The organism is Methylobacterium sp. yr668 (assembly GCF_900116245.1).
Lineage (GTDB): Bacteria > Pseudomonadota > Alphaproteobacteria > Rhizobiales > Beijerinckiaceae > Methylobacterium.
The window spans coordinates 1-11,421 of sequence record NZ_FOZY01000062.1 but is presented as its reverse complement, the minus strand read 5'-3'; the positions used below and the strand labels follow the sequence as shown (position 1 = coordinate 11,421).

At 64.6% G+C, this 11,421-nt stretch carries 11 protein-coding genes and 2 pseudogenes; 6 read left to right on the top strand and 7 right to left on the bottom strand.

Going from position 1 to position 11,421, the window contains the following annotated elements:
• Positions 1-608: 608 nt before the first annotated feature.
• The 3 genes from BM419_RS30605 to BM419_RS30595 all read right to left on the bottom strand — a co-directional run bounded on the left by BM419_RS30605 (position 609) and on the right by BM419_RS30595 (position 3,109).
• Positions 609-875, bottom strand: coding sequence for a hypothetical protein (locus BM419_RS30605; RefSeq protein ID WP_091928664.1), 267 nt, complete (start codon positions 873-875; stop codon positions 609-611).
• 203 nt (positions 876-1,078) lie between these two features.
• Positions 1,079-2,722, bottom strand: coding sequence for a chaperonin GroEL (groL, locus tag BM419_RS30600; protein ID WP_091928663.1), 1,644 nt, complete (start codon positions 2,720-2,722; stop codon positions 1,079-1,081).
• Between the two features lie 99 nt (positions 2,723-2,821).
• The gene (locus BM419_RS30595) at positions 2,822-3,109 is read right to left on the bottom strand and encodes a co-chaperone GroES (protein ID WP_091928662.1); all 288 of its coding nucleotides are present in this window, start codon (positions 3,107-3,109) and stop codon (positions 2,822-2,824) included.
• A 381-nt stretch (positions 3,110-3,490) separates the two neighbouring features.
• Between BM419_RS30595 and rsgA the strand changes: the two genes are divergently transcribed.
• Complete coding sequence (rsgA, locus tag BM419_RS30590) at positions 3,491-4,522, top strand: ribosome small subunit-dependent GTPase A (RefSeq protein WP_091928661.1); 1,032 nt, start codon at positions 3,491-3,493, stop codon at positions 4,520-4,522.
• 243 nt (positions 4,523-4,765) lie between these two features.
• Positions 4,766-5,113, top strand: a pseudogene (locus BM419_RS30585) (integrase core domain-containing protein); the annotation flags it as partial.
• A gap of 118 nt (positions 5,114-5,231) precedes the next feature.
• Here BM419_RS30585 and BM419_RS30580 read toward each other — a convergent pair.
• The 4 genes from BM419_RS30580 to BM419_RS30565 all read right to left on the bottom strand — a co-directional run bounded on the left by BM419_RS30580 (position 5,232) and on the right by BM419_RS30565 (position 8,639).
• Positions 5,232-5,909 (bottom strand): haloacid dehalogenase type II, encoded by a 678-nt coding sequence (locus BM419_RS30580; protein ID WP_091928660.1) that lies wholly within the window; start codon positions 5,907-5,909, stop codon positions 5,232-5,234.
• Positions 5,910-5,937: 28 nt separating this feature from the next.
• Positions 5,938-6,708 (bottom strand): SDR family oxidoreductase, encoded by a 771-nt coding sequence (locus BM419_RS30575; RefSeq protein ID WP_091928659.1) that lies wholly within the window; start codon positions 6,706-6,708, stop codon positions 5,938-5,940.
• Between the two features lie 26 nt (positions 6,709-6,734).
• Entirely contained in the window at positions 6,735-7,706 is a 972-nt protein-coding gene (locus tag BM419_RS30570) for a zinc-binding alcohol dehydrogenase family protein (RefSeq protein WP_091928658.1), read from the bottom strand.
• A gap of 81 nt (positions 7,707-7,787) precedes the next feature.
• Entirely contained in the window at positions 7,788-8,639 is an 852-nt protein-coding gene (locus BM419_RS30565) for an alpha/beta fold hydrolase (protein WP_091928657.1), read from the bottom strand.
• 249 nt (positions 8,640-8,888) lie between these two features.
• Here BM419_RS30565 and BM419_RS30560 point away from each other — a divergent pair, with 249 nt between their 5' ends.
• The 4 genes and pseudogenes from BM419_RS30560 to BM419_RS30545 all read left to right on the top strand — a co-directional run.
• Positions 8,889-9,509 carry a CGNR zinc finger domain-containing protein gene (locus BM419_RS30560; protein ID WP_091928656.1) on the top strand — a complete coding sequence of 207 codons (621 nt, stop codon included), beginning with the start codon at positions 8,889-8,891 and terminating at the stop codon, positions 9,507-9,509.
• Between the two features lie 425 nt (positions 9,510-9,934).
• Positions 9,935-10,267 (top strand): hypothetical protein, encoded by a 333-nt coding sequence (locus BM419_RS30555; RefSeq protein WP_091928655.1) that lies wholly within the window; start codon positions 9,935-9,937, stop codon positions 10,265-10,267.
• A gap of 117 nt (positions 10,268-10,384) precedes the next feature.
• Entirely contained in the window at positions 10,385-11,083 is a 699-nt protein-coding gene (locus tag BM419_RS30550) for an FAD-dependent oxidoreductase (protein ID WP_091928654.1), read from the top strand.
• A gap of 60 nt (positions 11,084-11,143) precedes the next feature.
• Positions 11,144-11,413 (top strand): annotated as a pseudogene (locus tag BM419_RS30545) (transposase); the annotation flags it as partial.
• Between the last annotated feature and the right edge of the window lie 8 nt (positions 11,414-11,421).

Genomic DNA, 11,421 nt, shown 5'->3' with positions numbered 1-11,421 from the left:
GCCCTGGCGAACAAGATGGCGAGGATCGTCTGGGCCTTGATGGCCCATGGCGGCTCCTACAGAGCTCCGGCCACGGCGTGATCGCCACGGCCTGAGGCGTCAGGGAGGCAGGGAAGGTCAGCCGAGAGGTATGGCGCAACGGTCAGAAGACGGGGTCGGGAAAACCAGTGAATGGCCAAGCGCCTCGAGCGCGCCAAAGCGACTTGGACCCGATCCGCGCTCTCCATACAGGCCAGCAGCCGTGATGATGGCTGCATCAACAGGCCGGACACACGGCAGCACCTGATCCTGCGCGCACAAATCTCTCCAACACCCCCTTGAATCCGATGGGGCGTCCACACACGGTCATTCCGCTTTCGGCCAAAGTACGTCACGCCGGATCGCCATCGCGCGCAGAACCCGACATTCTGCTTGGCGCCCATCCCGGTCATTGAAGCAGCCTCCGCCGCTCCCCAACAGCGGACATTTATCGTTACAGTTTCCAGGCCGAGCCAGTCGCATAGGGGCTGGGTAGGGAGCGGGCAGTTGTCACACTGCGGCGCGGATACCTGTCAGTGCATCAATCTTTAGATCGCACAGACCTCGCGGACGCTACCAGCTAATTTTAATCACATACCTTGGGCGCTGTCGCTCGCGAGATCGAATAGCCGTTGCGCGAGAAGCACCGCCGTTGCCGCGTCCACCGCAGACGCGTCCGCCCCGACCTGAGGCACGAGTTCCGGATGTTCCAGGAATACTGGACCTCTGACCATCACGCCAATGGCTGAGTTGCACGACGCTTCGCGCACGGAGCGGATGGCCGTTGCGAGTTGATCGAGGCGTGTCCCGCTGCTGAGCGTCAGGCCGACGACGTCGAACCGTTCGGACGCCACCAAGGCAGTGACTTTATCAGGGGTGGACGAAAGCCCGACGTCCCCGCCGACGCCGCAAGCTCCGGACCGCCTGACGCCGCAAGCCGGCTGCCTTGATCACACGGTCTGCACGGTCCGACTCATCCGCGCATAACATCGCTCCGAAGCGCTCTCCGGCAAAACCGCTATACGGCTCACCGGAGAGCTTCCTTGATTCATTCGGCAGGTCAGAAATCCATGCCGCCCATACCACCCATGCCGCCGCCGGCAGGCATGGCAGGAGCCTCCTTGCGCGGAGCCTCGGAGATCATCGCCTCTGTGGTCACCAAGAGGCCGGCCACCGAAGCTGCCCCCTGAAGGGCAGCGCGGACGACTTTGGCCGGGTCGACGATGCCGGCCTGGAGCATGTCGACATACTCTTCGGTCTGGGCGTTGAAGCCGTAGGTCGAGGAGGAATTGGCCAGGATCTTGCCGACCACGATCGAACCCTCGACACCCGAGTTCGAGGCGATCTGACGGATCGGAGCCTCGAGAGCCTTGAGGACGATCTTGATGCCGGCCTGCACGTCCGGGTTGTCGTTCGAAAGGCCCTGAACGGCCGCTTTGGCGCGCAGGAGCGCGGTGCCGCCGCCGGGGACGATGCCTTCCTCGACCGCCGCGCGAGTGGCGTGCAGCGCGTCGTCGACGCGGTCCTTCTTCTCCTTCACCTCGACCTCGGTCGAACCGCCGACGCGGATCACCGCGACGCCGCCCGCGAGCTTGGCCAGACGCTCCTGCAGCTTCTCACGGTCGTAGTCCGAGGTGGTCTCCTCGATCTGCGCCTTGATCTGCGCGATGCGGCCCTCGATGTCGGACTTCTCGCCGACGCCGTCGATGATCGTGGTGTTCTCCTTCTCGATGCGCACGCGCTTGGCGCGGCCGAGCATGGGGAGCGTCACGTTCTCGAGCTTGATGCCGAGGTCCTCGGCGATCATCTGGCCCTTGGTCAGGATCGCGATGTCTTCGAGCATCGCCTTGCGGCGGTCACCGAAGCCCGGCGCCTTGACGGCCGCGACCTTGAGGCCGCCGCGGAGCTTGTTGACGACGAGGGTGGCGAGCGCCTCGCCCTCGATGTCCTCGGCGATGATCAGGAGCGGCTTGCCGGTCTGGACGACGGCCTCGAGCACCGGCAGCATGGCCTGGAGCGAGGAGAGCTTCTTCTCGTGGATGAGGATGTAGGGGTCCTCGAGCTCGGCGACCATCTTCTCCGCGTTCGTGATGAAGTACGGGGAGAGGTAGCCGCGGTCGAACTGCATGCCCTCGACGACGTCGAGCTCGGTCTCGGCCGTCTTGGCCTCCTCGACCGTGATCACGCCCTCGTTGCCCACCTTCTGCATGGCGTGGGCGATCATCTCGCCGATCTCCTTGTCGCCGTTGGCGGAGATCGTGCCGACCTGGGCGATTTCCTCAGACGAGGCAACCTTGCGGGAGCGCTCACCGATATCCTTAACGACCGCGGCCACCGCTAGATCGATGCCGCGCTTAAGGTCCATCGGGTTCATGCCGGCGGCGACGTACTTCACGCCCTCTCGCACAATAGAGGCCGCCAGCACGGTTGCGGTAGTGGTGCCGTCGCCGGCCGTGTCGCTCGACTTCGAGGCCACTTCGCGCACCATCTGGGCGCCCATGTTCTCGAACTTGTCGACGAGCTCGATTTCCTTGGCGACCGTCACACCGTCCTTGGTGATGCGCGGGGCGCCGAAGCTCTTCTCGATCACGACGTTGCGGCCCTTCGGGCCGAGCGTCACCTTCACCGCACTGGCGAGCAGTTCGACACCGCGCAGCATCTTCTCGCGGGCATCGACCGAAAAGCGAACGTCTTTGGCGGACATAATAGGGAGCTCATCATCTGTCGTTTGGCCCCGAGGCACACCACAGCGGGCGCCTCAAAGGGCAGGTCGAGGATCAAGGCCGTCGCGGCCCGATCCGAGCTAGGCGACGATGCCCAGGATGTCGGATTCCTTCATGATCAGGAGGTCCTGACCGTCGATCTTGACCTCGGTGCCGGACCACTTGCCGAACAAGACGCGGTCGCCGGCTTTCAGGTCGAGTGCGTTGATCTTGCCCGCCTCGTCCCGTGCACCTGGCCCCACGGCGATGACCTCACCTTCCTGCGGCTTCTCCTTGACCGTATCGGGGATGATGATCCCGCCCTTGGTCTTCTCCTCGCCTTCGATGCGACGGAGCACCACGCGGTCGTGCAGCGGACGAAATTTCATCGTGAGATCCTGATCGTTCCCAAGCGAGATCCAACCGCCATGGTCGGCTCTGTCGCGGGAGGAGTAGCGGCAAAGAAGCGCTTAACCGCCCGATCGGCGCATCATTAGCACTCGCGGCGTGGAAGTGCTAATCCCACGCCTGGAGGTCGAGGGGCGCATTTTAGAAGCTGGAGTGATGCGCTTCCGCCGCCGATTCAATCCGGACACGACAGCTTTCGTCAGTTCGTCTTGGGACGGCTCGTATCAACCTGGGCATCGACACGATCTTCCGACTCATTGGGTATGTTCGAGCGGGATAGTGCCGTGGAACGGTCCTCGCGTTTCCTCAGGCTTTGATGCGAGTCTGACGCGGCGGGCTGGCCAGGCGTGTCATGTCATGTCATGGGCAGGTCGGTGATCGAACATCCCACCGCCTTCCAACCCCTATCGCTTGCAAGCCTGGGTTGGTCCGATTTCTTCGAAGACCAGCGCAAATCCCACGAGGCTGATTTCGCCCCGATGCGGATTGCTGCGATTCACCGCTCCCGTCTGACTGCCCTATCGCAGGCCGGATCGGTCGAGTTGACGATGGCCGTTCATGCCAACACGGGCGACTTCACGGTGGGCGATTGGGTGCTCGCCGCCCCCCGGACACAGACACTGCATCGCCGTCTCAGCCGCAGGACGGTGATGGAGCGACGCACGGAAGGCAGCCGAACGCTTCAGGCCGCTGCGGCCAATGTCGACACGCTGTTCGTTGTCACCTCCTGCAACGCCGACTTCAATTCCGCGCGCCTGGAGCGCTATCTGGCGCTGGCCAATCAAGGCGGCACAACCCCGGTGATCTTGCTCACCAAGGCCGACACAACGGCTGATTTGGGAGCCTACCATCGCCAAGCGTCCCGGCTGCAGCGCGGGCTCGACGTCGTGATCGTCAATCCCCGGCTCCCGACGGCTGCAGACATGCTCGCGCCGTGGTGCGGCGTGGGACGGACCGTGGCGCTGGTCGGTTCCTCCGGTGTCGGCAAATCAACTCTGGTGAACACGCTGGTCGGTCCAGGTCAGGCCGTTGCGCAGCAGACCGGAGGGATTCGCGAGCACGATGCGAAGGGACGCCACACAACCACGTCGCGATCGTTGCATGCCATCGCCGGCGGTGGCTGGGTTATCGACACGCCGGGAATGCGAACGCTGCACGTCAGTGGCGCCGCGGAAGGGATCGACACCCTGTTCGCCGAGATCATCGAACTGGCGCCCTTGTGCCGCTACCGTGACTGTACGCACGCCCACGAACCCGGTTGCGCCGTGCAGGCCGCAGTCACCGGAGGCAAGATCGAACCGGAGCGATTAATCCGGTGGCGCAAGCTTCTAGACGAGAACAGGGACAACACACCGACATCTGTCGGGCCACGGGGTCGCCGTACTTGCAGGTAGCTCCTCAATAACACACGTCAGGTTCGGACGCTTTGAAGCAATCCGTAGATCATTTGTTGCGACAGGGTCGGGCCGGTAGCCGAATGTCTGTTTCACCGTCCTATCGGCTCCGAAGCGGACCGGCGGCTCTCGGCCAGACTACGTCACGCCGGATCGCCATCGCGTGCAGAACCGGACGTTCCGCTTCGCGCTCATCTCGGCCGCTCAGCCGCTACTCGCGGATTCTCCGAAGCGGACGCTGTGGCAGCCTACGTCGCGGGAGATCTGGCCGACCTACTCGGCCGTCGGGGGATGACCCATATCCGCGGTGCGCCCCGCCATCCCCAAACACAGGGCAAGATCGAGCGCTGGCACCAAACGCTCAAGAACTGCATCCTGCTCGAACACGCCTACCTGCCCGGCGAACTGGAGGCGCGGGTTGTCGCCTTTGTCGAGCACTACAACCACGCTCGGGCTCACGAGAGCCTGGGCAACCACATCCCTGCCGACTTCTACTTCGGCCGCGGCGAGACGATCTTGCATGGCCGGGCGCAGATCAAGTGCCAGACCCTCATGGATCGCCGCTTCTGCCATCACGCGCAGGCGGCCTAACCTCTCAACGCAGGTGGACCAGAGCCTCCGTTCCTGAGCGCATCAAAGCGTCTCAAATCATCTGACGACGGACAGCCAGCGCGTTCCCCATTGGAACGTTCATGCCGCGTTCAAGTATCTACCTGAGTAGCGCGTTGAGGCTGTCGATCACCTGCGCTGGAGCAAGATCGGGATACTCGTCAGGCTGATCCGTGCGGTTCACCCACACCGGCGTGAAGCCGTAGGCGGCCGCTCCAGCAACGTCCCACCGGTTCGAAGACACGAACACAATCTCCCGTATGTCGACTCCAAGCCGCTCGGGCGCGAGGTCGTAGGCGCGCGGGCTGGTTTTGAAGATCCCCGCAGCGTCGACCGACAACACCGCGTCGAGGTGATCGTGAAGCGCCGCGCTCCTGACCGCCATGTCGAGCATCGCCGTATCGCCGTTGGACAGGATCGCTGTCTTCAGGCCGGCCGCTCGAAGTGCGTCAAGGGCCGCAGGCACTTCCGGGTAGGCATCCAGTCTTCGGTAGGCCTCCAGAAGGGCTGGCCTCAAGGAAGGGTTCACATTCGGATGACGGGCCAACGCGTAATCGAGCGCCCGTTCCGTCAATGTCCAGAACGCCGTGTACCGGCCAGACAGCGAGAGCACCCAGGAATACTCAAGTTGTTTCTGACGCCAGGTGTCCGACATCGACTTCGCGTCGGGCCCAACCGAGCCGGCGTGGCGCTGCACGGCAGAATGGACATCGAGCAGGGTGCCGTAGGCATCGAAGACGACGGCGCGGGCGCCGGTCAGGACATCAGACGTGGACATCAGGGCCTCCTGAAGGGTGGGGTTGAACTCAGACCGACCTGATCTCTCCGCCGTCCATCCGGAGCACGGTGCCGGTCATCCAATGCGCCGCCGGGGAGACGGCGAACGCCACCACATCCGCGATCTCTTCCGCTGTCCCGAAGCGGGTGATCCCGGCCTGTTTCAGGAAGCCCTGTTTCGCCTCCGCGATGTCGATTTTCTTGGCCTCGGCGGCTCTCTGAAGCATCGCCGTGCGGCGGTCGGTCATGATCGCGCCGGGCGACACGCTGTTGACCTGCACGTCATCCACGATGCCGCGTTCCGCGAACGCTTTGGCCAAGGCCTCTATGCACGCGTTGATCGCGCCCACAGCCGCTGCGGCCGCCTTCGGGGTCACGGCGGCATTGCCCGACATGAACACGACCGCGCCCCGGGTCGCCTTCAGCACATCCCACGCCTGAATGGTGAGGCGCCGAGCGCCGTGAAGCTTGAGTTCCAGGCCGGCATGCCACTGCTCGTCCGTCATCTGGAAGACGTCCAGCCCGGGGACCGCACCGGCGATGTTGACCAGCGCGTCGATGCGCCCGAACGCCGACAGGGTCTGCTGGACGACGGTCGCGGCCGCCGTCGGCTCGGCGAGATCGAGGTCGATCACGAGGGCTTCGGACCCGGCTTCCCGAACAGCCGAGGCCGTCTCTTCGAGCTTGGTGCGATTGCGCGCCACCAGCACGAGCGCAGAGAAGTCCTGGGCCAGGCGCACCGCCGTGGCTCGACCGATGCCCTGGCTAGCTCCCGTCACGATGGCTACAGTCTTTGACATCCCGATCTCCTCCGAGTGGCTCGGTCTCAGTGCACGACGACCATCTTGCCGCCGGCCGCGTTCGCCTCCATCAGGCGGTGGGCCTCTCGGACCTCGTCGAAGCCGAAGATGCGCGCGGGCTTCACATCGAGCCGCCCAGCCGCCGCGTCCTGGGCAATCTGGCCCAGCGGGACATCGGCTAGCGGAAAGCCTGGCGTCCCGAACACGAAGCTGCCGAAGAAGGTCAGGTAGACGCCGCTCGCCATCTGCAGCAGTGGGTTGAAATCCGGGATCGGGTCGAGGCCGCCCAACCAGCCGGCCAGGCACGAACGGCCACCACGCCGGAGCATCGCGAGCGAGTCGAGGACGACGCTGTTGCCGACGAGATCCAGAACCGCATCGATCTGCTTCGCGTCGGCAATTTGCTTCGACAGGTCCGGCCGCTCGATCTCGCAACGCTCGGCACCCAGCGCCTGCAGCTTGGCGAACCGCTCGGGGTTACGCGAGGTGGCGATGACGCGGGCACCGGCGTTCACGGCCATCTTGAGGGCGGCCTGCCCGAACGACGAGGTCGCGCCGCGGATCAACAGAAGCTGCCCCTTCTGAATTTCGAGATTGCGGAACAGGCAGGTCCAAGCGGTGGCGTAAGTCTCCGGGATGGCCGCGAGCTCGGCCCAGGGCAGGTCCGCCTCGATCAGCGCGACGTTTCCGACCGGGGCACGGGTGAGCTGGGCGTAGCTGCCGTTGATGGTGCGCCCGAGGCCACCCATCAGCGCCGCCACCTTGGCGCCGACCGGAAATTCGCCGCCGGGACACGATTTGACGATGCCGACGCATTCGATGCCCGAGACCGGCGCCGCCTCGGCCCATTCGCCTCGACGCATGTGCACTTCGGCATGGTTGATGCCGAAGGCTTTGATCTCGATGACGACGTGGCCAGCAAGCGGCTCGGGTTCGGGGATGTCCCTGTAGGTCAGGACGTCGAGGCCTCCGAAGCCGTCCAGGACGATGGCGCGCATGGCAGTGTTCCTCGATGCAGGGCGCCCCCGGGCGCAGAGTGGAGGGGCGGGACGCGCGCTGGCCGCATCCCGGCTCAGGGCTCAGACGAGGAAGGCCCGGATTGCCGCGGCGATTTCGGCCGCATGGGTCTCCAGCGCGAAGTGGCCGGTCTCGAAGAAGGTCACCTGCGCATCCGGAATATCGCGCCGAAAGGCTTCGGCTCCCGCCGGCAGGAAGAACGGGTCATTGCGGCCCCAAACGGCGAGAAAGCGCGGTTTGTGGGCACGGAAATAAGCTTGGAAAGCTGGATAGAGGGCGACGTTGCTCTTGTAATCGCCGAATAGATCGAGCTGAACCTCGTCGGCGCCGGGACGGCTGAGATAATGATTGTCGAGGGAGTACCCATCCGGCGAGACCAGGGTCGGGTCAGGAACGCCGTGGGTGTATTGCCAGACCGTCGTCTCCGGCTTCAGGAAGGCGCGAAGGGTCTCTCGGTTGGCTTGAGACGGGTCCTGCCAGTAGGCGCGGATGGGGTTCCAACCCTCACTCAGCCCCTCCTCGTAGGCGTTGCCGTTCTGCGAGACGATGCCGGTGATCCGTTCCGGATGCTTCGCGGCGATGCGGAAGCCCGTCGGCGCGCCATAATCGAACGCGTAGATCGCGAACCGGTCGAAGCCGATCACCTCAGTGAACCGGTCGACCACCGAAGCGACGTTGTCGAAACGGTAGGTGAAGTGGTCCCGCGCCGGCATGTCTGACAGACCAAACCCGGGCAGATCCGGCGCCACGACGTGGAAACGGTCGCTCAGCAGCGGGATCAGGTCACGGAACATGTGCCCCGCGCTTGGGAAACCATGGAGGAGGATGAGCTTCGGTGCGCCGGGGTGCCCCGCCTCGCGGAAGGCGATCCGGAAGCCATCGACGTCTGCGAAGCGATAGCGAATGTCTGGCATGGGGCGGTCCTTTTCGTAACCTTTCTCGCCTCGACGGAGAGGTTATGATCCTATCAGGATAACCTGTCAATGGCAGTTGATAGGGTTACGTGAGCGGGTAGCTGGTGAGTGCGGGATCCACCGATGTGGCTAGCGAGCATGTGAGCCACATCAGAATCCGCCAACGCAGCCTAGCTAACCGCGATAATGTAATTTGTTAGGTTATGATCCATATGAGGTCAGACGGCCATCGGCTCTCAAGGCAATGGAATGGACCACCACCACACGCCCGCGATCTTCGTGGCCGACGCACCAGGCCTCGATTTCCTCAATTCGATTGCCACGCCCGTCGACAAGCCCGTCGACTGGATCAACGATGGCGAGGGTCTGCTGAATTGGCTGGAACAGGCCGGTCTCGTGCCGGCGGCTGCCGCCGCGGCAGTTCGGGATCGTGCGACCCCTGGTGAACTCGACGACGTCGCGGCTGAGGCTCGGCAGCTCCGTGAGTGGTTCCGAGGCTTCGTCGACGAGCGTAAGGGCCGCTCCCTCACGCCCGATGATCTATCCGAGCTCAAGCCACTCAACAGGCTCCTCGAACGAGATCAGCGCTTCAGCCAGATCGTCTCTGCGAACCATGACGGCGTCCAGCACTTGGAATTACGGACCTCGCGTCACTGGCGCACGCCGGAGTCCCTGCTCCAGCCGGTCGGGGAGGTTCTGGCCCGACTCGTGTGTGACGAGGACTTCACGCACATCAAAGCATGCGAAGGGCATACCTGCACGCTGATGTTTGCCGACCACACCCGGGGTCGAGCGCGGCGGTGGTGCAGCATGGCGGTTTGCGGCAACAGGGCTAAGCAGGCTGCCCACAGGAGCCGTCTCAGGACCTAACTTGCGGGGTGCCGCAGTGAAAACGGACTGCTGTCGGGCGCGGCGCACCCGGCACTGCATTGGGCGTTCCAGGCGGTAGGACGAGCTGGCACAATCAGGGCATCCGAAATCCGGAAGCCGCCGCGTTCGCCAACTCGATGGCGCCGAACGAGGCCAGCGAGGTTTGGGGCTACACGTCCCGACGGCCCGCGAAGTCCGGCGCTTCGACTTCGCAGAGCCCTATGCGTCATTCGCTGGCGTAGAGGGATCGCGCATGCCCTGCGCGGACATCGAGGCGCTTGGCGTCATCCTGAACACAAGGGTGCGGGCGCGAAGTAGCTGATGTCGAGACGATATAGCATAAATATCGGCATTAGAAGCATTTAAGGGATCAGATCGGGATCGTAGTGTGACCTCACGTTCGCAAGCGAGCGAAGGAGGGTCACATGTCTGACACCGCTTTCTCATCCAAGAACGCTACCGGCCGGACCACTGCATCACGCCTGATCTCGGCCGCCTTGGCCGGCCTCGTCCTCGTCGGCACTTCGGTGATGCCCGCCGCGGCAGGGCACTTCATGTCGGAAGCCCCCGCTGCCGCGAAGCCGGTCCGGCTGCCTGCGCTCCAGACAACGACGGGCTTTCGGCGCGTGAGCGCGGTCGGCCAGACCAAGCCGCCCGGGGCGGTCCTGGACTGGCGCGCCGGCACAACCCCTGGGCTCGACGCTCAGAGCCATCGCCTGGACCAACTCATCACCACCACGATTTGCAGCCGCTGCTGATCTCACGAATGCTAGCGCGACCGCAGCCGGAGAGTGTCAGCCGGATTGCCGGAACGCGTTTTCGCCCGCCTCCACGGAGGCAGACTTTTGCGTACGCCAATTTCCGGAGCCACGACCATGAGCGCGACCGAACCGTCATTCGAGCCACGTCCGAGCGAGGAGCAGCCAGGGAGCGCGAAGGCGCGAGCCGCAACCGCGCCGGAACACTTCGACGTGCTGATCCTCGGCAGCGGCCAGGGCGGCAAGCTGCTGGCCTGGCATCTGGGGCACGCCGGGCGGCGGGTCGCCGTGGTCGAGCGCCGCTGGGTCGGAGGCTCGTGTCCCAACATCGCCTGCCTGCCCAGCAAGAACGAGATCTGGAGCGCCAAGGTCGCCCACCTCGTGCGCAACGCCGCGCGGTTCGGGACCATCACCGGTCCGGTCACGACCGACATGGAAGCGGTCCGCCAGCGCAAGCGCGCGATGGTCGAAGGTGAGGTCGCGTTCCACCTCAAGGCCTATGGCGACGCCGGCGTCGACTTGGTCATGGGCAGCGGGCGCTTCGTCGCGCCGAAGACGCTGAAGGTGCGGCTCAACGACGGCGGCACGCGCGTGCTGACGGGCGATCAGGTGTTCCTCAACCTGGGAACGCACGCGACCATCCCCGCCATACCCGGGCTCGCGGAGGCCGCTCCGCTCACCCACATCGAGACCCTGGAGCTCGATGCCGTGCCCGCGCACCTGATCGTGCTGGGCGGCGGCTATGTCGGGCTGGAGATGGCGCAGGCGCTCGGCCGCTTCGGCAGCCGTGTGACCGTCCTTCAGACCGGCTCTTGATCCGCCCCCAATGAAGTGGTCCGCCCTTTGGTATGGCTTTCGAGCCTGGAGGACGGATCGATGTCGAGGAAGCGACCCAAGCCTGAGGAGATTGTCGCAAAGCTGCGGCAGGCGGACGTGCTGGTCGGCCAAGGCCAGAGCGTGGCGGAGGCGATCCGCGCGATCGGCGTGAGCGAGGTGACGTACTACCGCTGGCGGCGTGAGTACGGCGGCCTGAAGTCGGATCAGGTCCGGCGGATGAAGGATCTGGAGACGGAGAACCAGCGGCTCAGAAAAGCCATCGCGGATCTCACCCTGGACAAGTTGATCCTGCAGGAGGCGGCCCGGGGAAACTGATC

Excerpts from the sequence above, each read along its gene's own strand:
- groL (WP_091928663.1), bottom strand. The coding sequence starts at position 2,722 with ATGTCCGCCAAAGACGTTCGCTTTTCGGTCGATGCCCGCGAGAAGATG.
- BM419_RS30595 (WP_091928662.1), bottom strand. The coding sequence starts at position 3,109 with ATGAAATTTCGTCCGCTGCACGACCGCGTGGTGCTCCGTCGCATCGAA.
- rsgA (WP_091928661.1), top strand. The coding sequence starts at position 3,491 with ATGGGCAGGTCGGTGATCGAACATCCCACCGCCTTCCAACCCCTATCG.
- BM419_RS30580 (WP_091928660.1), bottom strand. The coding sequence starts at position 5,909 with ATGTCCACGTCTGATGTCCTGACCGGCGCCCGCGCCGTCGTCTTCGAT.
- BM419_RS30575 (WP_091928659.1), bottom strand. The coding sequence starts at position 6,708 with ATGTCAAAGACTGTAGCCATCGTGACGGGAGCTAGCCAGGGCATCGGT.
- BM419_RS30570 (WP_091928658.1), bottom strand. The coding sequence starts at position 7,706 with ATGCGCGCCATCGTCCTGGACGGCTTCGGAGGCCTCGACGTCCTGACC.
- BM419_RS30565 (WP_091928657.1), bottom strand. The coding sequence starts at position 8,639 with ATGCCAGACATTCGCTATCGCTTCGCAGACGTCGATGGCTTCCGGATC.
- BM419_RS30560 (WP_091928656.1), top strand. The coding sequence starts at position 8,889 with ATGGACCACCACCACACGCCCGCGATCTTCGTGGCCGACGCACCAGGC.
- BM419_RS30555 (WP_091928655.1), top strand. The coding sequence starts at position 9,935 with ATGTCTGACACCGCTTTCTCATCCAAGAACGCTACCGGCCGGACCACT.
- BM419_RS30550 (WP_091928654.1), top strand. The coding sequence starts at position 10,385 with ATGAGCGCGACCGAACCGTCATTCGAGCCACGTCCGAGCGAGGAGCAG.